Source organism: Micromonospora sp. NPDC023888, from assembly GCF_040639415.1.
Classification (GTDB): Bacteria; Actinomycetota; Actinomycetes; order Mycobacteriales; family Micromonosporaceae; genus Micromonospora.
The window spans coordinates 1-26,781 of the sequence record NZ_JBEZZW010000004.1; the positions used below are offsets into that span (position 1 = coordinate 1).

The window sequence follows — 26,781 nt, forward strand, 5'->3', positions numbered from 1 at the left end:
GTTGTTTGATATGTTCATAGAGTTACGGCGGTCATGGCGGAGGGGAAACGCCCGGTTACATTCCGAACCCGGAAGCTAAGCCCTCCAGCGCCGATAGTACTGCACTCGTGAGGGTGTGGGAGAGTAGGACGCCGCCGGACAATCTTTCAGAAAGGGCCACCCCGCATAGGGGTGGCCCTTTCTGCGTTACCCCCCGAATGGTCGACTCGGAATCACCGAAACCGCGGTATCCGTGACCGCTCGACACCCGGTATCAGGAAAACCGAGTCGATCACCGGGATCGGAACTATCCCGCCGTGGTCGGCCCGCCGCACCTCGCTGTCGCGACCTGCCGGGGACTGTGCCTCGCGCCGCTACGATCTGCGGGTGGACGACGCGCTGATATTTCTGGTCTTCTCCGGCAGCGTGGCCGCGATCCTGGGGGCCCTGTGGTGGCTGGCCTCGCGTGTGCGGCGCCGCGGCATCGGCGGTGAGGTCATGGGCCCCTTCGAGGAGATGTGGCATCCCGCCGCACACCGGATCCGCGCCGAGATCCGCGTGCAGGACGCGCGGGTGGTGCCGATGCCGCCGCAGGGTGGCAGGCGCCACGGCCAGGGCCGGGACGCCAGCGCGTAGGCCGAAGAGTGGGTACGACGTCGCAGAGCGGGTTAGGCCTCAGAGCTGGTGAGGCCTAACAGGGGGCAGGGCCTCAGAGCGGTTACGGCCTCAGAGCGGGCACGACGTCCAGAGCGGGCGAGCCTCAGAGCGGTTACGACTTCAGAGCGGGCGCGACCTCAGGAGGGCTTCGGCCCGCAGACGTAGCGGGGCTCCGCGTCGTAGCGCCACGTGAACTTCTCCCGCTTGACCACCGCGCCGTCCTTCTTGATCACCCGGAAGGCATCCTGGGTGAAACCGTTGATGCCATTTGTCGAGATGCACGAGGGGCCGGGCTCCAGGTGGATCTGCTTGGGCGTGGTGATGTTGCGACGCGGCCCGTACTCCGTCTTCACACTGTCGTAGATCTTCGTGCTCCAGATCGACACGGTGATCGTGCTCGACGTGTATGACGTGTCGATGAGGACGCCGTACTCGGTGTTGTTACGGAACTTGAAGTCCAGGTCCGGCCAGAAGATCGTCGACTCGATGACCGCCGGATACCTGTCGAACCAGTACGAGTGCGGCTTGTGTTCGACGTCCTCCAGCCCCGCGTAGTAGGTGGCGTTGAACAGCGTGGTGGTGAACTGTGAGGTGCCGCCGCCGACACCCGGCACGAGCTTGCCGCCGAGGATGACAGGCGCGTCCCGGTAACCCTGGGCGTAGCCGCGCTCCCCGGTGTGACCGTTCAGCGAGAACGTCTTGCCGGGCAGGACGACAGTGCCGTCCACCTGCTTCGCGATGGTCGCGATGTTCTGGCTGCGCGACGAGGCCATGCCGCCGGTGAAACGGGTGGTGAAGGTGGACACCCGCTCCTTGATGCCCAGGCCGGCCAGCTTCTCGGCGGTGAGCTCCGGCGGCGTCGGCTTCAGCTCGCCGGTCACCTCGCGGCCGTCCGCCTTCGGGAGTACCGCCAGCAGGTCCTGACCCAGGGTCGTGGTGTCCAGTTGCTGGCCCGGTCGCCCGTCCCTGGTGGTGGGCCGGCCGCCGGAGATGGTCATCGTGGCGTCCTTCGGCGGCACCTCGATGGCGGCCAGGCTGGCGCCGAGCGCCGCCCGTAGCCGCTTGACGTCCACCGACGGGGTCAGCTTGCCGGCCTTGTCGGCGGTGAACCGCAGGCTCTTCGCGATGGCGGCGGGCGGGACCTGCACCGAACCCTTGTCGGTACGCAGGGTGACAGGTGCGGCGACCGCCGGCTTGGCCAGCTCGGTGACCAGCCGGTCCAGCTCCTCCGGAGTGGTCGCCGGGTGGCTCTCCACAAGCGGCACGGTGACCGGGGTGCCGGCCAGCCAGCCGGCGCGCACCACCTCGGCCGAACGTTGCGGTTCCAAGGCCAGCCCCGGCTTGGGCTGCACGACCTTCGGCGTGGTGCCCTGGTAGGTGATCGCCGGCATCGTCATCCCCTGGGCCTGGTCGCCGAGCACCTTACGGAGCGCGTCGTCCAACCGGCCCACGTCGACGGTGACCACCGGGTCGACCGTGCGGGAGCCGACCAGGCGGCTGACCGGGTGCGCCTCGGCGGCAGCCGCTGCCGCGACGGTCGCCGGCACGTCGACGGCCAACCCCACCTCGGCCGGGTTGATCTCGGCGGTCCGCCCGTCGACAGTGATCTTCAGCGGGCCGGCGAGAGCCGCCGCGCGCCGGGCCAGCTCGGCCCGCAACTCCCGGTCGGCGTCCGCGCGGCTCCGGCCGCCCAACTCGGTGCCGAGCACGGTTGTGCCGCGGGGAACGTCACCGGCATAGGCCCAGGCCCCGGCACCCGCCACGGCGGCGAGGACGCCACCGGTGACGCCGGTGGCGAGCAGCATCCGTACCCGGCGGGGTCGGCGCGGACCACCCTCCGGCTCGCCGGGGGCGGAGGTCGTCACCGGTCCGTCGTCCGGCCAGGTGACCGCGGTGACCTGCACGGTGGGCCGGTCGTCGGCGGGGGGACTCTTTTCGCCGTACAGCGTCACTGCAACCTCGATCGCCAGGGTGCCGCGGGAGGTACTCCCTCCCGGAGGCACCTACGGTAACGAATGCCCGGCCGTCCTCGCGGGCTGCGCCCATCCGGTGCTGCTACCGCGTGTCGCCCGGCGTGTCCGCGGAGTGCGGGGGCGGTGCCGGCGGCGGATCAGAGGCGTGGCACGGTGGCCGGGTGGACACTGCGGAGCGGGTGTTGGCGTACGGCGGCGGTTGGCTGGACCGGGCGGGGCCCCTGCGCACCGATCCGACCCGGTTGAGCGCACTGCTCGCCGAGTCGAGCACCGTCGTGTTGGCGTTGTGGCGGGACCGCTGTCTCGTCGACGCGGGCGGGCCGGTACGGCTCACCGCGGAGCGGGCGTCGCTCGTCCGGTCCGCCGCGGGTGAGACGGTCTTCCTGGGGCTCGACGGTGACGTCGCCGTGTTTGCCGTGGACCTGTCCGCACTTCCCGAACGGGCCGCCGTCGAGATGGCCGGTGCGGCGCGTTCCGTCGACGTGCGGGCGCTGGTCGGGCGGCTCGACCCTGGTGACGCGGCCGTGCAGGCGTACGCCCGGGGTCTGCTGCACTGGCATCGGCAGCAGGGGTACTGCGGGGCGTGCGGGGCGCCGGCCGTCGCGGACGGCGGTGGGCACATGCGCACCTGCACCGGCGGTGAGTGTGGGCGTCTCCTCTTCCCCCGGATCGAACCGGCGATCATCGTGCTGGTCGAGGCACCCGGCCCACCCGGGCGTTGCCTGCTGGCCCGGCACGCCGGTGCGGCCGAGGACGCGTTCTCGACGCTTGCCGGCTTCGTGGAGGTCGGCGAGAGCCTGGAGGACGCGGTCCGTCGGGAGATGGCCGAGGAGGCGGGCGTGACCGTCACCGACGTGACCTACCAGGGGTCGCAGGCGTGGCCGTTCCCCGCCGGCCTGATGGTGGGCTTCCGGGCCACCGCCACGTCCGACGAGATACGCGTCGATGGCGAGGAGTTGCTGGAGGCGCGCTGGTTCACCCGGGCCGAGCTGCGGGATCGGGTGGCTTCCGGCCGCACGCTCGGGCGGGTGGACGCGATCGACCACCGCCTTCTCGAGGACTGGCTGGCCGCAGGGTCCTGACGGTGTGCTGTCGTGAGCCGCACCAAACCGCCTGCTTTACATCCGTTACGTTATTGTAATCAGCCCATTCTTCGGCACTCTCCGCAGTCAACGCCACTTATCACGCCACCTTTCGTCGACTTTTCCCCATTTCTGCATGTGATCACGTCAACCCATCGTGACGAAGCGCTTCTTTTCCGCTTGCCTGCAATTACTGCCTGGTAATCGGGGGGTTGTGAGCTACGCCCTATCGGGTGCACCATCAAGCCCGTTCGTTACCCGTCGGTAACAGATGGCGGGCCCGGCGCAGCGCCGCCAGTTGGTGACCGGCGAGCCGCGCGCATCCACCTTGAGGAGGAACCCGTGCAGGATCGGTTGAACAATCAGGGTCGTACCCGGTGGCGGCGGTTCGCCGCCATGGCGGTGCCCGCCACGGCCGCCGCGGGCGCCATCCTGTTCGGAATGTCGACAGGCGCGATCGCGTCCGACATCACGGTCTCCGGCCAGACCTTCAAGATCGGCGCCGAGCGCCTCGAGGGCGACGGCTTCAAGCAGTACGGCGGCATCGTCCGGGAGAAGGGCAAGGACGGAAAGGCCGGCCAGGTCCACCCGATCGCGCTCTCCGAGATCAGCAGCGCCGAGTTGTACAGCCTCTGCCAGTCCGTCCGCGCCGACCTGCCGGGCCTGCCGGTGGTGCTCACCATCAACGCCGGTGAGGGCAAGGAGCCCGCGCGGGCCAAGGACCTGCTGATCGCCATGGACTCGCTGGACGGCAACGCGACCTTCACCAACATCAAGATCGGTCGGGACGCCACCGACCTGAACCCGACGGCGCAGGCCGGCTCGTTCGGTCAGAACTCCGACCACGTGACCATCACCGACCTGAAGCAGGTGTCCCGCTACACCACGGCGGCCACGTTCAACCTGGTCGGGCTCCGGCTGAAGGTCAACGTGGGTGACGACGCCAAGGGCAAGGAATGCTTCTGAGGTGAGCCGGGACCCGCGGTGCCTCACCGCCGCGGGTCCGGCCCGTGTCCCTTTCCCCGCGCGGCCAGGAGGAGTACGTGACAACCGCGAACCCGTCCCACGCCCGGCCTGGTGGTCCGGCTCAGGCGTGGCGGCTCTTCCGCCGCTGGCGGCGCAGTCGACCGTTCGCCGGCGGCCTGCTCACCGCGCTGGCCGGGCTGGAGATGTTTGCGTCCACCCGGATGACCATCAACGGCCTCAGCTTCCACAGTGGGGCGAGCGGCCTGCTCTCGCTGCTGATCCCGATCATCCTGGTCACCTGCGGTCTGCTGCTGTGGTTCACCCCCGCGCAGCGCCTGTTCTATTCGGTGGTCGCGGCGGTCACCGCGGTCTACTCGCTGATCGGGCTCAACCTGGGCGGCTTCTTCGTCGGTCTGCTGCTCGGCATCGTCGGCAGTGCGCTCGCCTTCGCCTGGACGCCCACCACACCACAGGCTGCCGTCGAGCCCGCTGCCGTCGAGCGGTCGGATGGTGAGTCGGCGGGCGTCGAGCAGGTTGGCGTCGAGCCGGCCGCGCTCCCGCCGGCCGGCCAGGGGTCTGCCGACGGCGCGCCGCCGGAGTGGCCGGGACGAGGTCCCGCCGACCCCGGTCGCACGTTCGGCATCGTCATCGTGGTGCTCGGCCTGGCCGCCGGTGGACTGGCCATCCAACCCCGGGCGGTGCGGGCCGCCCCGAGCCGGCTCGCCGCGGCCGTCTGCCCCACCCCGTCCCGGGATGCCAGCCCGTCGCCCAGCGCCGGCCCGGCCACACCGACACCGAGCCCCGACGCGGACGGCAACGTGGTCACCGACATCCTGGACGGAATCGGCGATCTGCTCGGTGGTGGGCGCCGTGCGGAGACCCCGACACCGTCGACGAGCCCGGCCGCCACGCCCACAGCGAAACCGACCGGCACGCCGACGGACGACCCCGGCGACTGCCCGCCGCCGGCACCGGGCGGGTCGGGCCCGGCGACCCCCGACGGGCCGGGCGCGCCAACCCCGGACCGGCCGGGTACGCCGACGCCGGACCGGCCGGGCGCGGTCGAGCCGGGCAAGCCGCTGCCGCGCATCGCCGCCGATCCAACCCTGCCGACGGTGGCGCAGACGCCGTCCAAGCTCACCGGAACGTCGGTGAAGATGACCGGGCTGCGGTTCGAGGGGATCACCGACCTGCACACCGTGCAGGGCGACCTCAAGGTGCTGAAGTTCAGCATGCGTGAGGCGGTGACCGAAGACTTCCTGCTGAGCGCCGACGGCCCCGCCGGGCGCAACCAGCGGTACGCGACGGACCGGCTGACCGTCAGCGGAGACGTGGCGTTCTACGCCACCCGGTTCGTCGGCCGGCTACTCGGCATCAAGATCACCCTGACGCCGGATCTGCCGCTGCCGGAGGGTGTGCCGGTCACCTCGCCCATCCCGATCACGTTCACCGACCCGGCCATCGACCTGGCGTACGTCACAAGTGACACGCTGACCGCCCGGCCGGCGTTGGCGCTGACCCTCGGCTGACGGTTGGGAGCGCCGGCGGTCGTCGTACCGCCGGCGCTCGGAACCGTTGTGACTCAGAGTCGAGCCAGCGCCCGACGCAGCGGGTCGAGGCCCAGCCCGCCCAGGTCCAGCGCCTGCCGGTGGAACTCCCGCAGGTTGAAATCCGCACCCTTGCGGGCCTTGGCGTCCTCGCGGGCCTGGAGCCAGATCCGCTCACCCACCTTGTACGACGGCGCCTGCCCCGGCCAGCCGAGGTAGCGGTTCAGCTCGAAGCGCAGATTCTCGTCCGGCACTCGGCAGTGCGCCCGCATGAACTCCCAGCCCAACTCGGGCGTCCACCGCTCGCCCGGGTGGAAGCCGAACGGATTGTCCTTGGGGATCTCCAGCTCCAGGTGCATGCCGATGTCGACGATCACCCGGGCGGCACGCATCGCCTGGCCGTCGAGCATGCCGAGCTTGTCGCCCGGGTCCTCCAGGTAGCCCAGCTCGTCCATCAGTCGCTCCGAGTAGAGCGCCCAGCCCTCGCCGTGCCCGGAGACCCAGCAGAGCAGCCGCTGCCAGCGGTTGAGCAGGTCGGCCCGGACGGCGGTCTGCGCCACCTGGAGGTGGTGGCCGGGCACACCCTCGTGGAAGACGGTCGTCACCTCCCGCCAGGTGGAGAAGTCGGTGATGCCCTGCGGCACCGCCCACCACATCCGGCCCGGGCGGGAGAAGTCCTCACTGGGGCCGGTGTAGTAGATGGCACCATCGCTCGTCGGGGCGAGGCAGCACTCGATGCGCCGGACCTGCTCCGGAATGTCGAAGTGGGTGCCGTGCAGCTCGGCGATCGCCTTGTCGGCGAGGGCCTGCATCCAGTCCCGGAACGCCTCCTTGCCCTGGATGGTCCGCGCCGGATCGGCGTCCAACGTGGTCACGGCCTCGTCGACTGTGGCACCGGAGCCGGCGATGCGCCCCGCGACGATCCGCATCTCCGCCTCCAGGCGGGCCAGCTCGTCGAAGCCCCAGGCGTACGTCTCGTCCAGGTCGATCTTGGCGCCGAGGAAGTACTGCGAGGCGAGCTCGTAGCGCTCGCGGCCGGCGGCCTGCTTGTCCCGCCCGTGCGGGGCCAACTCGGTACGCAGGAACTGGCCGAACTCGGCGGTCGCCGCGGTCGCCGCCGCCGCGCCGCGACGTAGCTCCGCGCCGAGCGAGCCTTCCGCGCCGAGCCGCTCGACCAGCCCGTGGAAGAAGTTGTCCTGGGTCGGGTCGACCCACACGTCACACTGCTTGGCCACCTCGACCAGCTGCACCTTCGAGCTGACCTGACCGGCGGCGAGGGCCTCCCGGAGGGTGACCTTGTAGTTGTCGAGCGCGCCGGCGAAGCCGTTGAGCCGGGCCGCGATGTTCGCCTGCTCGTCGCTGGTCGTGGTCGGCATCAGGTCGAACACCATGCGGATCTCGTGCAGCCCGCTCTCGATCACGCTGATGCCGCTTGTCGTCTCGCCGGCGTCGTACCGGGCCAGGTCCAGGCCGAGCCGTTCCTGCATGGACTCCTTGGCGGTCCGCTCGGACTCGGTCTGCGGCTCGGTCACCTCAAGCTCGGCGAGCGTGCGGCGGGTGAGGTCCGCGCGCGCCCGGTAACCCTCCGGTGAGAGGTCGTCGAGTTGGTCTTCATGGCCGGCGATGCCGACGAAGGTCGCGCCGGTGGGGCTCAACGGCGCCCACTCGGCCACGTAACGGTTGGCGATTTCATCGATTCGTCCCACGCTGCGACCCTACGTGACCACCCCGCCCCCGTGTCGACGACGTTTGTCGTGTTCAGGGCCCTGACGTGACGAGCAGCGCACCGTCGGAAAAGGCGCGCGACTTTGTCGGGGGGTTCCGGCAGAGTGTCAGGGGTGACTGCCGATATCACTCCTGACAAGGCGCCGGTTCGTGCCTGGTTGCCGGGCTTCGTCGCCCTCGCCGCGATCTGGGGTTCCAGCTTCCTGTTCATCAAGGTCGGGGTGGCCGAGTTGCACCCGGTCCAGCTCACCCTCTACCGGGTCGTCGCCGGCGCGCTGACCCTGCTCGTCGTCCTCGCCGTGCTGCGTGACCGGCTGCCCCGCGAGCCCCGGATCTGGGCGCACCTGACCGTCGTCGCCGCGTTCGGCGTGGCCGTGCCGTTCACCCTGTTCGGCTACGGTGAGCAGCGGGTGGAGTCGATGCTGGCCGGCATCTGGAACGCCACCACGCCCCTGATCGTGCTGCCGCTGGCGGTGCTCGTCTTCCGCACCGAGCGGCTGACCGTGCGCCGAGCGATCGGGCTCGGGCTCGGCTTCCTCGGGGTGCTCGTGGTGCTGGGCGTCTGGGAGGGCGTCGGCGGAGCGCACTTCACCGGGCAGTTGATGTGCTTCGGCGCGGCCGCCTGCTACGGCGTCGCCATCCCGTACCAGAAGCGGTTCGTCGCCGGCAGCACTCACTCCGGCCTGTCGCTCTCCGCTGCCCAACTGCTGCTCGCCGCAGCGCAACTGGCCATCGTCACCCCGTTCGTCGCCGGCCTGCCGCCGCTGCCCACCGAGCTGTCGGCGGGGGTGCTCGCAAGCGTGCTGACCCTCGGCGCCCTCGGCACAGGGCTCGCCTTCGTCATCAACATGCGCAACATCCGGGTGGCCGGCGCGAGCACCGCGTCGACCGTCACGTACCTGATCCCGATCTTCGCGGTGTTGATCGGAGCCGTGGCGCTCGACGAGCGGCTCAACTGGCACCAGCCGGTCGGCGCGCTCATCGTGCTGCTCGGGGTCGCGGTCGCCCAGGGTGTGTTCGGGCGTCGGAAGCCCCGCCCGGTGGTCAGTGTCGGCGCTCCCGCCGCACCCGCCGCCGAGCCCGCCCGCCACTGACGGCCGCCGCCCCGGCTCGATCCGGCCCGTGATCGACTCGGCTTCGGTGGAATCGGGGTGTCCAAGGCAGTAGGACAGGCCCGTTTCCATGAAACCGAGTCGATCAGCGCCGGGTGGTCGGAAGACGCGAGCCGACGCCGGTCAGGATCGCTTGTGCGTCCAGGCCACCAGGTGCTCCGCCGACCAGGTGTTGACCACCGAATCGGCGGGGACGCCGCAGAGGGCGGCCCGCTCACAGCCGAACCGCTGCCAGTCGAGTTGGCCTGGCGCATGCGCGTCGGTGTTGATGGCGAACCGGCAGCCAGCCTCCAGCGCCCGACGGATCAGGCGCTTCGGCGGATCCTGCCGCTCCGGCCGCGAGTTGATCTCGACGGCGGTGTCGTGCTCGGCGCAGGCCGCGAAGACGGCGTCCGCGTCGAAGTCACTCTCCGCCCTGGTCCGGGCGCGGTGCCCCCGGTCGCCCGGACCGGTCACCCCGGCCGGGCGGGACGAGACCATCCGACCGGTGACGTGACCGAGGATGTCCAGGTGCGGGTTGGCGACCGCGGTCAGCATGCGACGGGTCATCTTCGACCGCTCGTCCTTGAGGCCGCTGTGCACCGAGCCGACCACCACGTCCAGCCGGGCCAGCAGCTCATCGTCCTGGTCGAGGGAGCCGTCGGCGAGGATGTCCACCTCGATGCCGGTGAGGATCCGGAAGCCCTCGGGCAGCGCCGCGTTCACCTGCGCCACGTGGTCGAGTTGCCGGCGCAGGCGGTCGGCGGTCAGCCCCCGGGCCACCGTCAGCCGTGGCGAGTGGTCGGTCAGCACCAGATATTCGTGGCCCAACTCGACAGCGGCCAGCGCCATCTCCTCGATCGGCGAGCCGCCGTCGGACCAGTCCGAGTGGGTGTGGCAGTCGCCCTTCAGGGCGGCGCGTAGCGCCGTGGCCTCGGCATCCAGGTCACTGCCCTCGGTCGCCAGCAACCGGCGCAGGTAGACCGGCTCCTCACCGGCCAGCGACTCCGCCACGCATCGGGCCGTCACGTCGCCGACACCCGCCAACTCGGTGAGCGTGCCGTTGTCGGCCCGTGCGGCCACCTCGGTCACCGGCAGACCCGCCAACGCCGCCGCCGCCGACCGGAACGCCCGTACCCGGTACGTCGCCTCGTTGGCCCGCTCCAGCAGGAACGCGATGCGGCGCAGGTCGGCGATGGGGTCCCGGGCGTTCATCCCACCGAACCTAGTCGCTGCGGGACCGGTCAGGGAGCCTTCGGGCAGCCGTGTTTGCGCTGCCACTCGACGACCTCGGCGGCCGGTTCCCGATTGCCGCCACCCCGCCAGGAATCCAGGTACCGCGCCGGCCAGAGCACGCCGCGCCGGATCCACCAGCCGTCCTTGCCCGCACACGGTGGCGAGATGCCGAAGTGCACGTGGCAGACGTTGTTGGCGTTGCCGGTGCGTCCCACCTTGCCGAGCTGCTGCCCGGCGCGGACCCGCACCCCGGCGTCGACCCCGCTGGACACGACGCTCAGGTGCGAGCCGTAGTAACGCACCCCGTCGTCGCCGAGCAGGGAGACCGACAGGCCGCCGTTCTCCGGGCCCTGCGGCCCACGCTTGGTGTACCTGTCGACCCGACTGACCTCCAGCACCGTCCCGTCGGTCACCGCGACGAACGGTTCACCGCAGTCGGCGAAGAGATCCGTGGCCGGGTACGCGCCGTGTGTCGGGTGGTAGTCCACGTTGCCGGCGCGTACCGGAAAGACGTGCCGCAGCCCGCCGCGAGGTGCCGTCGCCGACGGGCTGGCCGGCGACGACGGCTTCGGGCGGGCCGAACCGGTAGCCGTCGGCGCGGCCGTCGGCGATACCGGCTGGTCGGCGGTCGCCCAGACCGCCGACGGCGTCGGCGGGGCGCCGTCGGGCGGCGTGCCCGGCCGGGTGGTCGCGCAGCCGGCGGCCAGCACCGGGGCGAGCAGCAGCAGGATCGGGTACGCCGGACGCGCGCGGCGGCGGCTGATCGTCGGCGAGGGCATCCGGTCATCCTGGCAGAGCCGGTACCGTGAGCACGAGCGGCGCGCGTGAGGGAGGGCAGCGACGGTGACCATCGCCCGACCCGATCCTGGCCCGGATCCCGGTGCCGCCGCACAGCAGGTGGCCCGCATCCCGTCGGGGCTCTTCCCGGCCGGGCCCCCGTCCCGCCCCACCTACCGCGAGCCGCACCCGGTCACCGGTGGTGGCGTCGCCACCGGCGGTGGCGCGGCGGCCACCTGGCTGCTGCTGTTCGGCCTGCTCGGCACCGATGTGACGAGCTATGCGTGGTGGACGGTGCTGGCGGGCCTGCTGGCGTGGCTGACCGCGTTGGTGCTGGTCCGCTACGGCGACCGTGGGGTCGCCACCGGGGTCGCGATCGTCACGGCGGGTGGTTGGAGCATCGCCGCCGCAGTGGTCGTGGTCCGCTGGGCCACGAGCGGGGACTGGCCGCTGTGGTGATCGAGGCGCGGCGGCCGACTGCGCCGCGTGCCCGGTTGGCTGCGTAGCGAACGCCGTCTTGACGTGGCCGCCGAGACTCGGCACGCTCGGCACTATGGCCTGGACCACCCCGCGACAGGACCCGGATCGCAGTCGCCGCCGCCTGCAGTTGCTTGCCGAGTTGGCGGGCGCCCGCGCGGTCCGCCAGCGCAGCCGACCGCAACGGCAGCGCACCGAGCGTCTGCGCCAGCTCATCGCCACCCGCCGTCGAGTAGCCGGCTGATCCGACTTTGTCAGGAATGACCGACCCTTCGGGGCGTTGACGAGTCGCCTGCCGACCCGACCGGCTAACGTGCACGCGTAACGAGTCGACGCTGTGTCGAGGGCTATTGGGGGGACCGTGTCGTACTTCGCTGCGGCCGTTGTGCGCGACGACAGTGGCTGGACCGCCGCCGAGGTCAGCCTGCGTGGCGCCACCGACATCGACGAGGTCGCCGAGCGGCTTCGTGACGTCGACCTAGAGGCCGACGTGTCGCTGCTCTTCGTCGAGGCCGATGACGCGTACCTGGTGATCCTGCGTCTCGACGAGGGCGAGGATCTGCGGGTGTTCGGTTCGGATTCCGCGTACGCCGAGGAGTCCCCGCTGGGCGCGCTGCTGGTCGGTGACCTGAAGACGTCGGTCACCGGGCTCGACGGCGACGAGGAACCACGCCCGGCGACCACCGGTGACGAGGAGAGCGAGCAGCCCGTCGTAGATCCGGAGGCCGATCCGGTGGGTGAGGCCGATCTGCTGGCCAACCTGGGCATCTCCGCGCAGAAGCTGTTGACCCTGTGCACGCACGAGGGGATGTTGCCGGCGGATGTCACGGCCGAGATCTGCCAGGTGCTCGGCTGCGCCGACGAGGTCGAGGAGTTGCGTGAGGTCTGAGCCGGCCGACGCCACCGACCCGGCACTGGAGACGATCCGGCCGGGGCAGCCGACTCCCGGTGCGGTGGGGCGTGCCGGGCCGGGCGCGCACGAGGGCCTGGCCGACCCGGGTGAGGTCGGCCGTCGGCAGCGGCACGAGCTGTGGATGCGCCGTGCCCTGGAGGTCGCCGTCACCGACACCGCCGGCACTGCGGCAGACACCACCGACGTGGACGACGTGCCCGTGGGGGCGGTGCTCTACGGGCCGGACGGGACCGAGTGGGCAAGCGGCCGCAACGAGCGGGAGTTGTCCGGAGACCCCACCGCGCACGCCGAGGTGCTGGCCCTGCGCCGGGGCGCCGAGCGGGCCGGTCGGTGGCGGCTGGACGGCTGCACCCTGGTGGTCACCCTGGAACCGTGCACCATGTGCGCGGGGGCGCTGGTGCTGGCCCGGGTTTCCACAGTCGTCTTCGGTGCCTGGGAGCCGAAGACCGGTGCGGCCGGATCGCTCTGGGACGTGCTCCGCGACCGCCGGCTCAACCATCGACCCGAGGTGTACGGCGGGGTCCTGGAGGCCGAGACCGCAGCCGTCCTGCGCGCCTTCTTCCGCTGACGACAACGCCCTCGCAGTCAGGCCGGTGACAGGCTGACCGTGACCACCAGCCCGCCGCCGTCGCGCGGTCGGGCGGTCACCGTGCCGCCGTGCGCCCGGGCCACCGCCCGGACGATGGAGAGCCCCAGGCCGAACCCGCGCCCGCCGCCGACCCGCTCGCCGGAGAGCCGGCGGAACGGCTCGAAGATGGCCTCCACGTCGTAGCCGGGCACCACCGGGCCGGTGTTTTGCACGGTCAGCGTCGGGCGGCCGTCCCGCAGGCCGGTGCTCACCCGGATCCAACCGCCGGACGACACGTTGTGCCGCAGGGCGTTCTCCACCAGGTTGGTGGTGAGCCGTTCCAGCAGCACCGGGTCGCCGTGGACCATCGCCGGCGCCAGCTCCCGGGTCACTGTCGGCCCGCCCGTACCCACGCCGGCCTGGTCCAGCACGTGGTCGGCCAGGTCGGCCAGGTCCACCCGGGACCGGGCGGTCACCTCGTTCTCCGAGTCGGCCAGGGTGAGCAGCCCGTCGATCAGCCGTTCGTGCCGCTCGTTCACCGCCAGCAGCGACTCGCCCAGCCGGCGTACGTCCTCGGAGGCGCCGGTCCGGGTGACCGCCAGCTCGATGAGCGACCGGTTCAGCGCCAGCGGCGTACGCAACTCGTGCGAGGCGTTCGCGACGAAGCGGCGCTGCCCGTCGAAGGAGCGGTCCAGCCGTTCCAGCATCTCGTCGAAGGTGTCGGCCAGCTCGCGTACCTCGTCGTGCGGGCCGGGGAGCGAGATCCGTTCGTGCAGGCCGCGACCGCCCACGGCGATCCGCCGGGCCGTCCCGGTGATCTGGTGCAGTGGTTGCAGCGCCCGGCCGGCGATCAGCCAGCCGAAGGCGATGGCCACCGCGGAGACCAGGCCGAGGGCGATCCCGCCCTGGGTGAGCAGCGTGTAGAGCGTCTGGTCCCGGGCGTCGCCCTGGGCCTTGTTGATGATGGCGCGCAGTTGCTCGGCCTCGTTGCCGGACAGCTTCGTCCCCACCTCGGGGATGATCGGCTTGACGTCGCGCAGCGCCAACCCGAACGGCTGCGCCGTCCGCTGTTCGACGAGGACGTAGGTGACCGCGAGCAGGACCAGCCCGGCGACCAGGAAGAGGCCGCCGTAGATCAGGGTGAGCCGGGCGCGGAGCGAGAAGCGCTTCACGGTACCCGGTATCCCACGCCGGGCACGGTCTCGACGACCGGCGGTTCGCCCAGCTTGCGGCGCAGCTTCATGACGGTGACCCGGACGACGTTGGTGAACGGGTCGATGTGCTCGTCCCAGGCGCGCTCCAACAGTTCCTCGGCGGAGACCACCGCGCCGTCGGCGCGCAGCAACTCGACCAGCACGGCGAACTCCTTGCGGGACAGCGGCACGTACCGGCCGTCGCGGTGCACCTCGCGGCGCGCCGGGTCGACCAGGACTCCGGCCCGGGTCAGGGTGGGCGGCGCGGCCCGGCGGGTCCGCCGGCTCAGCGCGTGCACCCGGGCGGAGAGTTCCACCAGGGCGAACGGCTTGGTCAGGTAGTCGTCGGCACCGAGCGCCAGGCCGGCCACCCGCTCCCGCACGGCCGCCGCGGCGGTGAGCATCAGCACCCGGGTCTCCCCGCCGCCGTCCACGATCGCCCGGCACACCTCGTCGCCGTGCACCACCGGCAGGTCCCGGTCCAGGACGACCACGTCGTAGTCGTTGACGCCGAGTCGTTCCAGTGCCGCGTCGCCGTCGTACGCGACATCCACCGCGAACGCCTCGCGGCGCAGCCACTCGGCGATGCTCTCGGCGAGCAGGCTCTCGTCCTCGACCACCAGCACCCTCACCCGCCAATAGTGCCCGGGTACGGATAACGCCACCGTAAACGTCGGCGGTTACGCCCGGGACACGTCCCTTGTCGTGAACTGGCCGGGACGCCCGACGGGTTCCGTTGGGCGTCCCGGTCGGCGGGTTCCGTCGGCCGGATCGCAGTGCCCGGCGGTTGCGTCGGGCCCGGGAGAGGAGGCGTGCGATGCGACGAGGACTTTTCGCGCTGCCGCTGCTGCTCGTGTTGGCCGTCGCCGGCTGCGGCCCATCGAGCGACGAACCAGCGGTGGCGACCGCCGGCGGTGGCGGGGCGCAACCGGCGTCCGCCAGCCCGGCGGCCCAGCTCAGCGACGACGAACGGCAGCTCAAGTTCAGCGAGTGCATGCGGGAGAACGGGGTGGAGGTGCCGGATCCGGAGCCGGGCGGCGGTCGCCTGTTCCAGTTCGGTAAGGACACCGACCCGCAGAAGGTGCAGGCGGCGATGGAGCAGTGCCGCCAGTACCTGCCCAACGGTGGGGAGAAGCTCAAGTCCGGCCCGGAGCAGGTGGAGCGGCTGCGCAAGCTCGCCGTCTGCATGCGCGAGAACGGCGTTACGGACTTCCCGGACCCGTCGGCGGACGGGGGGATCCAGCTGCGGCGCGACCAGATGAACCTGAAGGACCCGAAGGTGAAGGCCGCATTGGAGAAGTGCCAGCAGTACGCACCGAAGATCGCCGGAGTCACCCAGTGAGGGCTCGCCGCCTTCGGCTCCGGACGGTCGCGCTGACCGTCGCCGTCGTGGTCGCGGCAGCGGCCGGCGTCGCTGCCGCGGTCGGCTTCGGCGGCACCGACCGGGGTACGGCAGCGGCCGGCACCACCCCGCCGAGCACGGCCACGGTCACCCGTCAGACGCTGACCGACGCGCAGAACGTGGACGGGGAGCTGGGCTACGGCACCACCCGGACCGCGACCGCCCGGTTCGGCGGAACGATCACCGGCTTGCCGGAGACAGGCACGGTCGTGAAGCGGGGCGGCCGGCTGTACGCGGCGGACGACGACCCGGTCCTGCTGCTCTACGGATCGCTGCCGGCGTACCGGGTGCTCGAACCGGGGGTGGAGGGGGCGGACGTCGCGCAGTTCGAGCGGAACCTGCGAGCGCTCGGCCACGACGGCTTCACCGTCGACGACGAGTACACCGGCAGCACCGCCGACGCCGTCCGGGAGTGGCAGGAGGATCTCGGGCTGCCCGAGACGGGCCGGGTCGAGCTGGGCCGGATCGTCTACGCCGACGGCGCGGTCCGGGTGGAGAGCCACCAGGCGGCGATCGGCGACGTGGCGCAGCCCGGCCAGGCGGTACTCACGTACACCGGCACCAGCCGGCTGGTCACGGTCGAGCTGGACGTGGACGACCACCGGCTGGCGAAGGAGGGCGGCGCGGTGAGCGTGGCCCTGCCGGACGGCGACCCGCTGGCCGGAAAGGTCGAGTCCGTGCAGACGGTGATCGAGGCCGGCTCGGCTGGCGCGACCGGGCAGTCCACCGAGGCCGAGACGAAGATCGAGGTGACCGTCTCGGTGGTCGACCCGACGAAGCTCGCCGGGTACGACCGGGCGAGCGTCGAGGTCACCTTCACCGCCGCCGAACGCCCCGACGTGCTCACCGTGCCGGTGGCGGCGCTGCTCGCGCTCGCCGAGGGCGGCTACGGGGTCGAGGTGGTCGACGGCGGTCGGAGCCGGATCGTCGCGGTGACCACCGGGCTCTTCGCCGCCGGCCGGGTTGAGGTCAGCGGCCCGGAGATCGCCGAGGGCATGATCGTGGGGGTGCCGGCGTGACCGGTGACGCCGTGGTGCTGGACGTGGTGAGCCGGACGTACCCGGGCGGGGTCGCCGCGTTGCGCGAGGTCTCGCTGCGGATCGGGTACGGCGAACTGGTGGCGATCGTCGGCCCGTCCGGTTCCGGCAAGTCGACGATGCTGAACCTGATCGGCACCCTGGACCGTCCCTCCGCCGGCCGGGTACGGATCGACGGGTACGACGTGGCGACCCTGCCGGACCGGCAGCTCTCCGCGCTGCGCGCCCGCCGGATCGGCTTCGTCTTCCAGCAGTTCCACCTGGCCGCCGGGACGCCGGTGCTGGACAACGTGGCCGACGGGCTGCTCTACGCGGGCGTACCCCGAAGGGAGCGGCGACGGCGCGCGGAGGCGGCGTTGAATCGGGTCGGGTTGGCCCACCGGCTGACCCACCGACCGCACGAACTCTCCGGCGGCGAGCGGCAGCGGGTGGCGGTGGCCCGGGCGGTGGTCGGCGAGCCGGCGGTGCTGCTCGCCGACGAGCCGACCGGCAACCTCGACTCGGTGGCCGGCGCGGCGGTGCTCGCCCTGCTGCGTGACCTGCACGCGGCCGGCACGACGGTCGTGGTGATCACCCACGACCGGGAGATCGCGGACGGTTTGCCCCGGCAGGTGCGGATGCGCGACGGTCGGGTGGTGGGCGATCCGGCCGCCGGCCCGTTCGTCGAGGAGGTGCACTGATGGCGACCGACACCCATCTACGGCTGGTTCCGGTGGACGCGCGACCACGGCTGACGCCGGCTCGGCTGGGCCCGGGCGACGTGTTCCGGGTCGGCGGGGTGGGACTGCGCACTCGACCAATGCGCGCGTTCCTCTCCGCGCTGGGCATCGCGATCGGCATCGCGGCGATGGTCGCGGTGGTCGGTATCTCGTCGTCGTCCCGCGCGGACCTGGACCGCACGCTGGACCGGCTCGGCACCAACCTGCTGAGCGTGGCGCCCGGGAACACCCTCTTCGGTGATCAGGCGAAGCTGCCGGTGGAGTCGGTGGCGATGATCGGCCGGATCGCACCGGTGACCGGTGTCGCCGCCACCGGTCAGTTGCCGGACACCCCGGTTTACCGCAGTGATCGCATCCCGTCCGGTGAGACGGGCGGCATCGCCGCTCGGGCCGCCCAGCTCGGGCTGCTCGGCACGGTCGGTGCGACGGTGCGCAGCGGCACCTGGTTGAACGGGGCCACCGAGCGCTATCCGGCCGTGGTGCTCGGCGACGCCGCCGCCCGACGACTGGGGCTCGGCGCGGCCGGACCGGACGTGCAGATCCATCTGGGCGGGCGCTGGTTCACCGTGGTCGGCATCCTCGCCCCGGCCCCGCTCGCCCCGGAACTGGACAGTTCGGCGTTGGTCGGCTGGCCGGCCGCAGCGGCGTACCTCGGTTTCGACGGGCACCCGACCACGGTCTACACCCGGTCCCACGAGGCCTCGGTGGAGGCGGTCCGGAACGTGCTCGGCGCGACCGCCAACCCGGAGGCGCCGAACGAGGTGCAGGTCTCCCGACCGTCGGACGCGCTGGCCGCCGCAGCGGCGACCGACGAGGCGTTCACCGGGCTGCTGCTCGGGTTGGGCGCGGTGGCGCTGCTGGTCGGTGGGGTCGGGGTGGCCAACACGATGGTCATCTCGGTGCTGGAACGGCGGGCCGAGATCGGCCTGCGCCGTTCGCTCGGCGCGACCCGTGGGCAGGTACGGACCCAGTTCCTCGCCGAATCGCTGCTGCTCTCCGTGCTCGGTGGGATCGGCGGGGTGTTGCTGGGCATCCTGGTCACCTCGGGGTACGCGTTCTCCCAGGACTGGCCGACAGTGGTGCCGGCCTGGGCGATGCTCGGCGGGGTGGGCGCGACCCTTGTCATCGGCGGTTTCGCGGGCCTCTACCCGGCGGTGCGGGCCGCCCGCCTGGCACCGACGGAGGCGCTGGCCGCCGCCTGACTAGCGGTCGTGCCGGCGTGGCGCGGGTCGGGCGGCGTGGCGCGAGCCGGGCCGGCCAGATGCGAGAGAGCGTGATGACTGTGAGGCATCAAGATGCCTCACAGTCATCACGCTCTTCGCGGTGACGCCGCCCGAACGGGTCAGGCGATGATCGTGTCGAGGGCGATCTCGACCATCTGGCTGAAGGTCTGCTCCCGCTCCTCCGAGGTGGTCTTCTCGCCGGTCTTGATGTGGTCGCTGACGGTCAGCACGGTCAGCGCGCGGGCCTTGAACCGGGCGGCGATCGTGTAGAGCGCCGCCGACTCCATCTCCACCGCCAGCACCCCGTAGTCGGCGAGGGTGTCGTAGAGGTCCGGCCGGTCCGTGTAGAAGGCGTCCGCCGCCAGGATCGGCCCGACGTGCATGCTGATGCCGCGCCGCTCGGCCACCTCGACCGAGGTACGCAGCAGCCCGAAGTCGGCCACCGGGGCGTAGTCGATCAACCCGTCGAAGCGCATCCGGTTCATGTTCGAGTCGGTGGACGACCCGATCGCGGCCACCACGTCGCGCAACTGGAGGTCGGTGCTGAGGGCGCCGCAGGAGCCGACCCGGATCAGCGTCTTCACGCCGTACTCGTTGATCAACTCGTGGGCGTAGATGGAGGCGGACGGCATGCCCATGCCGGAGCCCTGGACGGAGACCTCGACGCCGTTCCAGCGGCCGGTGAAGCCCAGCATGCCCCGAACCGTCGAGTAGCAGGTGGCGCCCTCGAGGTAGGTCTCCGCGATCCACTTGGCCCGCAGCGGGTCGCCCGGCATCAGGACCCGCTCGGCAATCTCGCCCGGCTTCGCGCCGATGTGCGTACTCATGGCAAAGATCCTGCCAGGCCGGCCCGGGCGATACCGGTTCGGCGTCCGAACCGGCGGTCCTGTACCCTCGTCGGCGGTGGCGTGTCCGAGCGGCCTAAGGAGCACGCCTCGAAAGCGTGTGAGGGTTAACGCCCTCCGAGGGTTCAAATCCCTCCGCCACCGCTCATGAAGTGCAGAAACGCCCGGTTGATCCGCGAGGATCAGCCGGGCGTTTTCGGTAGGTTGCCCCAGTTCAAAGACCGAATTGGTCGGCGTAGTTGCCAGTGGCGATGTCCCACGAGCGAAAGTCCCAGTAGCTGTCCCCGATCATCGCCGGCGGATCGACGCCCGGCGGCCCGGCCGACCGCGTCCCTGGGCCGGCGCCGTCCCTTGCTGAGGGGACCCGGCTGGCTCGCCCGGGGGATTCGGTCGCATCGGCGGTTGGTGATGCTGAAGCACGTCAGCGACGGATGGTCGGGAGGAAACGACGTGTTCAGATCTCGTTTGCGTGCGACGACACTGGCGGCGGTTGCGGTGGTGGGCGTGGCGGCCGCGCCCGCTGTCGCCCAGGCCCATCCCGGGGCGAGAGGCGCTGCCGCCGGGCGGTCGATGGTCGTCGGGCTGGGACATTTCGTGTACGACGAGCCCAACACGGTCGGGCACCGGATCTGGTTCGGCGTCTACGCGGTGACGGCCTCCGACGGATCGGCGCACGGCCAGTTCCGGTACCGGCACGAGCAGGCGGACGGCACGTTGGCAGCGCAGGGATGGGCCGATGTGACGTGCCTGCGGGTCACCGGAAACGTCGCGGTGTTCACCGCGATCGTGCCGGAAGGGCAGAGCAGCGTGAAGAACCACGGCTTCTACGTGAAGATCATCGACGGGGGGCGAGGACCGGATCAGATCGTCGACGCTCAGGCGACGAACGGGAGCGAGCGACCGCCCACCGGCTGCATCGATCCCGAGACGGAACTTCCTCCGGGCTTACCGTCGAGACCCCGTTATCCGATTCTCGTAGGCGGATATGCCGTACATGCCGCCAAGGTTCCCCCGCTGGAGGGCCGGGAACGGCCGCAGCCGTGATGTGGCGTTGGTGGGCGCGCTGGCCGACGTGGTCCGGTTACGCGGCCGCGGCGTTCTCGTTCGTGTACGGCGGGTTGGGGCTGTACTGGTGGGCCGGTGGGGACGGGTTCCCGTTCGCGCCGGTCGACCCGGAGCGCGTGTCGGGGTCGATCCTGGAAGGCAGCCCGGTCGAGGTCGTTGCCCCGGTCATCGCCGTACTCGGGCTGGCTGGCGGGGTCATCGCGCTGGTGATGGCGCGACGTGCCCGGCCCGGTCGCCTGTCCGTGGGGTTGGCTGTCTTCGGATGGGTGATGGCGGGCGGGCTGGTCCTGATCATTCCCGACTACACCCTGATCGTCCTGGTGGCGTTCGCGCCGCTGCTGCTGGTCTTCGCCTTCACCGGTGTGCCCGGCGACCAGGGCGGTATCGGTGACATTCTCTACTGGCACCGGACGAACCTGATCATCATCTTCGTCGGTGGTCTGCTGTGGGCGGCCGCCACCGTCGCCTACCGTCGGCGGGTCCGGGCCGCCTGTCTCCACTGCGGCCGCCGCCACGGGGGCGGTGACGGACCGTCCCGGCGGACTCTGCTGCGCTGGGGAAGGTGGGCCGTCGTGGTCGCCTGCCTCGCCCCGCTGCCGTACGAGATCACCAGGATCGCCTGGGCCCTCGGTTTCCCGCTCGGTGTCACCTCGGACTTCCTGCGGATGATGCAGGACACACCAGGGATGCTGGCGGTCGGGCTCGGCTGCGCGGTGGCGTCAGCGGTGGGTGGGGTGCTCACCCACGGTCTGGTGGCACGGTGGGGCGAGGTCTATCCCCGCTGGATCTGGTTCCGGGCCGGGAAACGCGTCCCACCAGCCCTCGCCGTCATCCCAGCGTCGATCGTCGCGGTAACGATCATCCCCGCCGGGCTGATGTTCCTCTGGACGCCGGAAGCCCGGGGCACCTGGGCCGTGCACGTTCCGAGCCTGTTCTGGATCGCGTGGGGAGTCGGGCTCGGCGTCGCCACGATCGCCTACCACCTGCGCCGACGCGGAGCCTGCCGCCGCTGCGGCCTGGGCCGCGAGCTGGTCGGGCATCCTCCGTCTGCGGCAGCCTCTCAGGCGACCGAGAACGTGACGGTGCCGGAGTAGGCGCCCGCGACGGCGGTCGGAGGTATGTGGACCGAGACGACGGGGTCCCAGGTCGCCGCGTTGTTGCCGATGCCGGCGGTGAGGGTGAGCGCGGTCCGTTCGACATCAATGGTCTCTGCGTCTCCGGCGGTCGGTTGGCCCGAGGTGAAGGTGCCGATCCCGCTGGTCGAGGTGGTTGGTCCCGACCAGAAGGAGACGTTGGTGTTGGAGATCGTGTGCACCGGGCTGCCGCTGGTGACGAAGTCCGTCGCGACGACGGTCGCGGTCCAGTTCGGCGCGGACAGGAGGCGTTCATCCGTCACCGTGACCGGGCCCAGGTTTCCCGACACGACTCCGCCCAGGCTGGCGCTGCCCAGATCGGCTGTCGTCGGTGCGCTGATCGACAAGTCCCCGGGTACCGCGCAGGTTGACCGGGTGATCGTGGCGGTGTCCATGGTGACCGCGCCGTTGATCGCCAGGGCTCGGCCGTCGACCTCGAGCGCCGCGCCCACGGTGATCGAGGTGAAAGCCAGCAGGTTGCCGCGAAGTGTCGAGTTGGCGCCCAGCGTGGCAGAGCTACCGACCTGCCAGAAGACGTTGCACGACTGGGCGCCGTTGACCAGGTTCACCATGCTCGACGCACCCGTGATGAGCGTGGTGGTGGCCTTGAAGATGAAGACGGCGTTCGGGTCGCCCTCCGCGTCGAGGGTCAGGTCACCGGTGATGTCGAAGGTGCCCGCGACGGATTCGTACACGCCTGTGGTCTTGGTGGTCCCGCCGAGCTGATCCGAGACGACGTCGGTGGTCGTTCGTCCGACGGCGTCGTTGTAGGCGATGGCCAGATCGCTCTGACCCGCCACGGCGGCGGCGTTGTTGGCGTGCAGCGACCCGTTCAGCTGGCCGGGAGGAAAACCGGTCACCGCGGTACCCGGGCTCACGCCGATGTCGCCGTTGACCACGCTGAGTCCGGTGCTGGTGATCGTGGTGCCGGCGAGGACCGCGAAGTTGGCGGCGGCGCCCAGCGGCACCGGTAGCTCAGCAGCGCTCGCGCTGCGTGGGGCGGCCAGCAGGGCCAGGGCCGTGATCGCTCCGACCAGGGTCAGGGCAGTAGCCATCCGGGACATCCCGGTGATCTTGTGGGACGTGCCCGTGCTGCCGGAGATCGCCATGTTTCCTCAGGACACTCGACGGATGGAAAGCCTCTCAACGCCCCATATTGGCATGAACACTGCCAAACCGGACTAATTCGTCAATGTTCGAGCAGCCCCGCCATCCCGTCGAGCAGACGTTGCAGGCCGAACTCGAAGAGGCTGTCGACGTTGAGGTCGATCTCCGATCGGGACAGCCGCGCCAGGTGCGGAAACTCGCCGGCGGTGAGCAGGCCGGCCAAGACCTCGGCCTGCGTCACCATCCACTCGTCGTCGGTCAGACCGGTGTCCTGTTCCGCCTCGGCTCCCTGTTGCAGGTTCACCGCCGTGCCGCGTACGTGGTTGGCCAGGGCGGCCACCAGATGGAGCTGGGTGTGCTGGTCCATGCCGTGCCCGGCGAGGGCGCGCAGCGCCCATTCGGTGTGCGCGACGGCGTGCGGCGCCATCAGCGGACGGGTCACCGAGATCACCTGGGCCAGCCAGGGATGCCGGCGGTAGATCGACCACTGGAGCCGGCAGAGCAGCTCCAACTGGGCCCGCCACCCGACCGGGAGCGTGCGGGGTAGCCGGTGGGCGGCGAACGCGGCGTCCGCCATCAGCAGCAGAAGCTGTTCCTTGCCCCGCACCTGCCGGTACAGCGACATGGTCGGCACGTCCAGTTCGGTGGCGATGCGCCGCATGCTCAGCCCGGCCAACCCCTCGGCGTCGGCGATCTCGGTGGCGGTGCGTACCACCTGGTCGCGAGTCACCCCTCGGGCCGGACGCTGACGTGCGTCGACCCGCCCGGCCCGCCCGGCCGGCGTCGACTCGGGGCCGGTCACCACCATGCCGACGCCGGGCACCGCCCGGATGAGTTCCTCCTGGCGGAGCAGGGTGAGCGCCCGGCTGGCGGTCGCCATGGCGACCCCCCACTCCCGGACGATCTGACGGGTGGACGGCACCCGGTCGCCGGGGCTCAACTCGCCCGCATTGATGCGCCGCCGCAACTCCCCGACGATGCGCAGATAGGGCGGAGTGGACTCGTCGAACTCGGTCACGGTGCGCCTCCCGGCGGTCGTCGAGGACCGTAGCGCACTAGAGCGCCCACAGCCGCCCCGTCGATGGTCACCTGTCGCTGGGCCCGGCGTACTAGAGCTCCCTGGGCGAACGATCGACGGATCGGCATGCTCACCGCAACACGGCTCGTACGCCGTACCGACCTCGACAATGGGGAGAGTCATGACCAGGATCCCGTACCCCCGGTGGGCCGTCGTGATGGGCGCTGTCGCGCTCCTCACGCCCGCGCTGGCCATCGACCCGGCCGCCGCGGCGAACGACCGCCCGAGCGCGGCCGTCGTTCGAACCGACCAGGGCGCGGTACGCGGCAGCGTCTCGGCGAACCACCTGTCGTTCCAGGGCATCCCGTACGCCCGTCCGCCGCTGGGCGCGCTGCGCTGGGCACCACCGCAGCCGGGTCCGGTCTGGACCGGCATCCGCGACGCGACGAAGCCCGGTGCTGCCTGCGCCCAACTGCAGGGGCTGCCGATGGACAGTGCCTCGGTGGCCGAGGACTGCCTCCACCTGAACGTCACGACCCCGCGTACCGCCGCACGGACGCCCCGACCGGTGATGGTGTGGCTGCACGGCGGGGACTTCCGGTTCGGCAGGGGCGACGTGTACGACGGGCAGCGACTGGCGGCCGACGGCGATGTCGTAGTGGTCACTGTGAACTACCGGCTCGGCGCGCTCGGGTTCCTGGCGCATCCGGCGCTGGCTGGCCCCGATGGAGTCACCGGAAACTTCGGGTTGCAGGATCAGCAGGCCGCGCTGCGGTGGGTGCGGCACAACGCGGCGGCCTTCGGGGGTGACCCGGGCAACGTCACGCTGTTCGGCCAGTCCGCCGGGGCGACGAGCGTCTGCGCGCACCTCGCCGCACCGGGCTCCGCCGGCCTGTTCCACCGCGCGATTGTGCAGAGCAACTCGTGCGCCAACCCGGTGCAGACCCGGGTCGAGGCGGCCAGGGCGGCCGAGGAGCTCGCCCAGAACATCGGCTGCACCGACCCGGGCACGGTCGCCGCCTGCCTGCGTGGGCGTGACCCCGCCCGGTTGGTCGAAACGGCCGGCTACCCGGGTGCGGGTGTCGACCTCGGCCCGGTCGTCGACGGCCGCACGTTGCCGGTGGACCCGGCCGCGGCGCTGGCCGCCGGAAAGCTGCATCCGGTGCCCGTGCTCACCGGGATGAACCGCGACGAATCGCGCCTCGTGGTGTGGGGCATGGAGCACAGCGGACTGAACTGCCCCGAGCCGCAGCCGGAGCCGGGGGATGAGTCCGAGTCGTGCCCGCTCACCGACGACCAGTACCGGGACCAGGTACGCGGGATGTTCGGTGACCGGGCGGAGCAGGTGCTGGCCCGGTATCCCCGCAAGGGCACGCAGTTTCCCAGCGAGACGTTGGGTGCGGTGCTGACCGACCACGACTACGCCGAGCCGATCTACTCCGCCGCGTTGGCTTTCGCCCGCCGCGTACCGACGTACCTGTACGAGTTCGCTGACGACGACGCGCCGTTCTTCACGCAGGGGCCCGAGCCGACCTTCCCCGCCGGGGCGTACCACTGCGCGGAACTGCCGTACCTGTTCACCGTCGACTACGCCGAGGCGCTCACGCCGACCCAGCAGCGGCTCGGCGACGAGATGGTCCGGGTCTGGAGCGACTTCGCCCGGACGGGTCGGGCCGGCTGGCCCCGACTGCACGGTGCCGCCCCGTACGCGCGGGTGTTCGCCGGTGGCAGGGCGTCGGGCACGACGAGCTTCGCCGCAGCCCACTCGTACGACTTCTGGCGGTCGCTGCGTTGATGTCGTCGCCCGGCTGGGTGTGACAGGCGCCGGTCAGCATGGGCCCGCACCCTCCTCGAAGAGGCGGCGGGCCCAGTCGGCGTACCCGGCGATGGTTTTCCGGACCGTGCGTCCGTCGTGCAGGAAGAGGTACGCGCGGTCGCCGCTGCGGGCGAGCAGCCCGTCGAGACGGTGCGTCCCCTGTGGAGCGCGCAGTCGGGTGACCAGCGAATAGCGGGCCCAAACCTCGTCGATGGGCGAACCGGCGGTGATGCCCTCCGGTGTCCGCATCGGGTCACCGACCCAGAGCAGCACCAGTTTGTCCTCCACGAAGACCGGGCTGACCGTGTCGTGACCGGCGAGCGTCGGCCCGCAGGCGTCCAGGTTGGTGAGCAGGATGCCGCGTCGGGTCAGTTCCTCCTCGGTGTCACCGAACTCGATGTTGCGCAGGCCGTTCAGGTCAATGATCTCCACGCTGCCGGCGGGCCGGCCGTCCGGGATCGGCCCGGTCGGCGGCACTCCACTGCCAGCAATCGAGGCAGCAGTCATCAGCGTGGCAATAAACGCAAATTGTCGCAATTTCATGGAATCCCCCAGTCCCCAACGGGACGGGAGCGTTCAGGTTGCTGCCCGTTCCCGTTTTTCTGAGCGGCCTGCGGGATGTGTCAGGGCATCTTCTGCGGCATGGTGGCTGCCGGATGCAGGAACGCGAAGGCGCGGTCAAGTAGCGCCGCCCGGTCGGCGGTGCCGTCGGAACGCAGCCACTCCTGCGACACCGTGTCGAGGATCGTGGCCGCGGCGTTGGTGAGGAGCTCCGCGTCGAACGGGTCGAGTTGCACGCCCGGTCGATCGCGCAAGGCGTCGCTGACGTGTCGGCGCCACTGTGCCCGCTTCTGATACAGGCGGGCATGCAGCGACGGGGTCGACTCGATCAGGCGGAGGCTGGACAGCGTCTGCTCGGACGTGTGGATCTGCCGTTCCCACTGGCTCAGCACCTGGTGCAGGGACTCCCACGGGTCCTCGTCGGCGGGCCGTGCGCGGATGTCCTCGACGACCTGTTCGCCGGTGACGTCCACCCCTCCGAACACGACGTCTTCCTTCGCCGGGAAGTAACGGAAGAAGCTGCGTTTGGTCAGCCCGGCGGCCTGGGCGATCTCGTCGACAGTTGTCTCGTCGAACCCGCGTGCCGCGAACAGGTCCAGCGCCACTCGGGCGAGCTCTGCGCGAACCGCGCGCCGCGTGCGTTCCCGTAGTCCATCAGCCACGCACCGAAG

The 26,781-nt window shown here is 71.2% G+C and carries 27 protein-coding genes, 1 tRNA gene and 1 rRNA gene; 18 read left to right on the forward strand and 11 right to left on the reverse strand.

What is annotated here, in order from left to right; all coding sequences use genetic code 11:
* Positions 1-23 precede the first annotated feature (23 nt).
* Positions 24-140 (forward strand): 5S ribosomal RNA (gene rrf / locus AB0F61_RS04500).
* A gap of 226 nt (positions 141-366) precedes the next feature.
* Complete coding sequence (locus tag AB0F61_RS04505; protein WP_357803238.1) at positions 367-615, forward strand: hypothetical protein; 249 nt, start codon at positions 367-369, stop codon at positions 613-615.
* A 158-nt stretch (positions 616-773) separates the two neighbouring features.
* Here the strand turns inward: AB0F61_RS04505 and AB0F61_RS04510 are convergent, their stop codons facing one another.
* Positions 774-2,588 (reverse strand): VanW family protein, encoded by a 1,815-nt coding sequence (locus AB0F61_RS04510; RefSeq protein ID WP_357803240.1) that lies wholly within the window; start codon positions 2,586-2,588, stop codon positions 774-776.
* A gap of 182 nt (positions 2,589-2,770) precedes the next feature.
* Here AB0F61_RS04510 and nudC point away from each other — a divergent pair, with 182 nt between their 5' ends.
* From nudC to AB0F61_RS04525, 3 genes are all read left to right on the forward strand, one after another.
* Positions 2,771-3,691, forward strand: coding sequence for an NAD(+) diphosphatase (nudC, locus tag AB0F61_RS04515; RefSeq protein WP_357803241.1), 921 nt, complete (start codon positions 2,771-2,773; stop codon positions 3,689-3,691).
* 342 nt (positions 3,692-4,033) lie between these two features.
* On the forward strand, positions 4,034-4,657 hold the full coding sequence (locus tag AB0F61_RS04520; protein WP_357803242.1) for a DUF6230 family protein: 624 nt from the start codon (positions 4,034-4,036) through the stop codon (positions 4,655-4,657).
* Between the two features lie 77 nt (positions 4,658-4,734).
* Entirely contained in the window at positions 4,735-6,186 is a 1,452-nt protein-coding gene (locus AB0F61_RS04525) for a DUF6114 domain-containing protein (RefSeq protein ID WP_357803244.1), read from the forward strand.
* A 53-nt stretch (positions 6,187-6,239) separates the two neighbouring features.
* Here the strand turns inward: AB0F61_RS04525 and AB0F61_RS04530 are convergent, their stop codons facing one another.
* On the reverse strand, positions 6,240-7,910 hold the full coding sequence (locus AB0F61_RS04530) for a DUF885 domain-containing protein (protein WP_357803246.1): 1,671 nt from the start codon (positions 7,908-7,910) through the stop codon (positions 6,240-6,242).
* A gap of 132 nt (positions 7,911-8,042) precedes the next feature.
* Here AB0F61_RS04530 and AB0F61_RS04535 point away from each other — a divergent pair, with 132 nt between their 5' ends.
* Positions 8,043-9,023: a DMT family transporter gene (locus tag AB0F61_RS04535; protein ID WP_357803248.1), complete on the forward strand. Its 981-nt coding sequence runs from the start codon at positions 8,043-8,045 to the stop codon at positions 9,021-9,023.
* A gap of 141 nt (positions 9,024-9,164) precedes the next feature.
* Here AB0F61_RS04535 and AB0F61_RS04540 read toward each other — a convergent pair whose 3' ends face one another.
* Positions 9,165-10,235 carry a PHP domain-containing protein gene (locus tag AB0F61_RS04540; RefSeq protein ID WP_357803250.1) on the reverse strand — a complete coding sequence of 357 codons (1,071 nt, stop codon included), beginning with the start codon at positions 10,233-10,235 and terminating at the stop codon, positions 9,165-9,167.
* Between the two features lie 29 nt (positions 10,236-10,264).
* Positions 10,265-11,035 (reverse strand): M23 family metallopeptidase, encoded by a 771-nt coding sequence (locus AB0F61_RS04545; RefSeq protein WP_357803251.1) that lies wholly within the window; start codon positions 11,033-11,035, stop codon positions 10,265-10,267.
* Between the two features lie 70 nt (positions 11,036-11,105).
* Between AB0F61_RS04545 and AB0F61_RS04550 the strand changes: the two genes are divergently transcribed.
* The 4 genes from AB0F61_RS04550 (at position 11,106) to AB0F61_RS04565 (ending at position 12,991) form a co-directional block, all read left to right on the forward strand.
* Complete coding sequence (locus tag AB0F61_RS04550) at positions 11,106-11,492, forward strand: hypothetical protein (RefSeq protein WP_357803672.1); 387 nt, start codon at positions 11,106-11,108, stop codon at positions 11,490-11,492.
* Positions 11,493-11,586: 94 nt separating this feature from the next.
* Positions 11,587-11,754: a hypothetical protein gene (locus AB0F61_RS04555; RefSeq protein WP_167454701.1), complete on the forward strand. Its 168-nt coding sequence runs from the start codon at positions 11,587-11,589 to the stop codon at positions 11,752-11,754.
* Positions 11,755-11,871: 117 nt separating this feature from the next.
* Positions 11,872-12,399 (forward strand): tRNA adenosine deaminase-associated protein, encoded by a 528-nt coding sequence (locus AB0F61_RS04560; protein ID WP_357803252.1) that lies wholly within the window; start codon positions 11,872-11,874, stop codon positions 12,397-12,399.
* A gap of 145 nt (positions 12,400-12,544) precedes the next feature.
* Positions 12,545-12,991, forward strand: coding sequence for a nucleoside deaminase (locus tag AB0F61_RS04565; RefSeq protein WP_357803674.1), 447 nt, complete (start codon positions 12,545-12,547; stop codon positions 12,989-12,991).
* A gap of 17 nt (positions 12,992-13,008) precedes the next feature.
* Here AB0F61_RS04565 and AB0F61_RS04570 read toward each other — a convergent pair whose 3' ends face one another.
* Positions 13,009-14,163, reverse strand: coding sequence for a HAMP domain-containing sensor histidine kinase (locus tag AB0F61_RS04570; protein ID WP_357803254.1), 1,155 nt, complete (start codon positions 14,161-14,163; stop codon positions 13,009-13,011).
* Entirely contained in the window at positions 14,160-14,816 is a 657-nt protein-coding gene (locus AB0F61_RS04575) for a response regulator transcription factor (RefSeq protein WP_357803256.1), read from the reverse strand. Before AB0F61_RS04575 ends, AB0F61_RS04570 begins: the two co-directional genes overlap by 4 nt.
* Before the next feature lie 185 nt (positions 14,817-15,001).
* On the opposite strand from AB0F61_RS04575, the gene AB0F61_RS04580 reads away from it, so the two are divergent.
* From AB0F61_RS04580 to AB0F61_RS04595, 4 genes are read left to right on the forward strand one after another with little or no spacing between them, the layout of a single operon-like run.
* Positions 15,002-15,526 carry a hypothetical protein gene (locus AB0F61_RS04580; protein WP_357803258.1) on the forward strand — a complete coding sequence of 175 codons (525 nt, stop codon included), beginning with the start codon at positions 15,002-15,004 and terminating at the stop codon, positions 15,524-15,526.
* Entirely contained in the window at positions 15,523-16,605 is a 1,083-nt protein-coding gene (locus AB0F61_RS04585) for a peptidoglycan-binding protein (protein ID WP_357803261.1), read from the forward strand. Before AB0F61_RS04580 ends, AB0F61_RS04585 begins: the two co-directional genes overlap by 4 nt.
* The gene (locus AB0F61_RS04590; RefSeq protein WP_357803263.1) at positions 16,602-17,303 is read left to right on the forward strand and encodes an ABC transporter ATP-binding protein; all 702 of its coding nucleotides are present in this window, start codon (positions 16,602-16,604) and stop codon (positions 17,301-17,303) included. The genes AB0F61_RS04585 and AB0F61_RS04590 overlap by 4 nt, the downstream gene beginning before the upstream one ends.
* 32 nt (positions 17,304-17,335) lie before the next feature.
* A complete protein-coding gene (locus AB0F61_RS04595) occupies positions 17,336-18,544 on the forward strand; it encodes an ABC transporter permease (protein WP_357803676.1) in 1,209 nt (402 codons plus the stop codon).
* A gap of 140 nt (positions 18,545-18,684) precedes the next feature.
* On the opposite strand, the gene deoD is transcribed toward AB0F61_RS04595, so the two are convergent.
* Entirely contained in the window at positions 18,685-19,392 is a 708-nt protein-coding gene (gene deoD, locus AB0F61_RS04600) for a purine-nucleoside phosphorylase (protein WP_030328147.1), read from the reverse strand.
* A 75-nt stretch (positions 19,393-19,467) separates the two neighbouring features.
* On the opposite strand from deoD, the gene AB0F61_RS04605 reads away from it, so the two are divergent.
* The 3 genes from AB0F61_RS04605 to AB0F61_RS04615 all read left to right on the forward strand — a co-directional run bounded on the left by AB0F61_RS04605 (position 19,468) and on the right by AB0F61_RS04615 (position 21,569).
* A tRNA-Ser gene (locus AB0F61_RS04605) sits at positions 19,468-19,554 on the forward strand.
* Between the two features lie 258 nt (positions 19,555-19,812).
* Positions 19,813-20,454 carry a hypothetical protein gene (locus tag AB0F61_RS04610; RefSeq protein WP_357803265.1) on the forward strand — a complete coding sequence of 214 codons (642 nt, stop codon included), beginning with the start codon at positions 19,813-19,815 and terminating at the stop codon, positions 20,452-20,454.
* Positions 20,454-21,569, forward strand: coding sequence for an NYN domain-containing protein (locus AB0F61_RS04615; RefSeq protein WP_357803267.1), 1,116 nt, complete (start codon positions 20,454-20,456; stop codon positions 21,567-21,569). The genes AB0F61_RS04610 and AB0F61_RS04615 overlap by 1 nt, the downstream gene beginning before the upstream one ends.
* Here the strand turns inward: AB0F61_RS04615 and AB0F61_RS04620 are convergent.
* A complete protein-coding gene (locus tag AB0F61_RS04620; protein WP_357803269.1) occupies positions 21,536-22,663 on the reverse strand; it encodes an ice-binding family protein in 1,128 nt (375 codons plus the stop codon). The two genes, AB0F61_RS04615 and AB0F61_RS04620, sit on opposite strands and share 34 nt — an antisense overlap.
* A gap of 134 nt (positions 22,664-22,797) precedes the next feature.
* A complete protein-coding gene (locus tag AB0F61_RS04625) occupies positions 22,798-23,733 on the reverse strand; it encodes a TetR/AcrR family transcriptional regulator C-terminal domain-containing protein (RefSeq protein ID WP_357803272.1) in 936 nt (311 codons plus the stop codon).
* Positions 23,734-23,914: 181 nt separating this feature from the next.
* Between AB0F61_RS04625 and AB0F61_RS04630 the strand changes: the two genes are divergently transcribed.
* Positions 23,915-25,528: a carboxylesterase family protein gene (locus AB0F61_RS04630; RefSeq protein ID WP_357803274.1), complete on the forward strand. Its 1,614-nt coding sequence runs from the start codon at positions 23,915-23,917 to the stop codon at positions 25,526-25,528.
* A gap of 33 nt (positions 25,529-25,561) precedes the next feature.
* On the opposite strand, the gene AB0F61_RS04635 is transcribed toward AB0F61_RS04630, so the two are convergent.
* Positions 25,562-26,056 (reverse strand): hypothetical protein, encoded by a 495-nt coding sequence (locus AB0F61_RS04635; protein WP_357803276.1) that lies wholly within the window; start codon positions 26,054-26,056, stop codon positions 25,562-25,564.
* Positions 26,057-26,172: 116 nt separating this feature from the next.
* Positions 26,173-26,772, reverse strand: a complete 600-nt coding sequence (locus AB0F61_RS04640) for a TetR family transcriptional regulator (RefSeq protein WP_357803278.1) — start codon at positions 26,770-26,772, stop codon at positions 26,173-26,175.
* Positions 26,773-26,781: the final 9 nt, after the last annotated feature.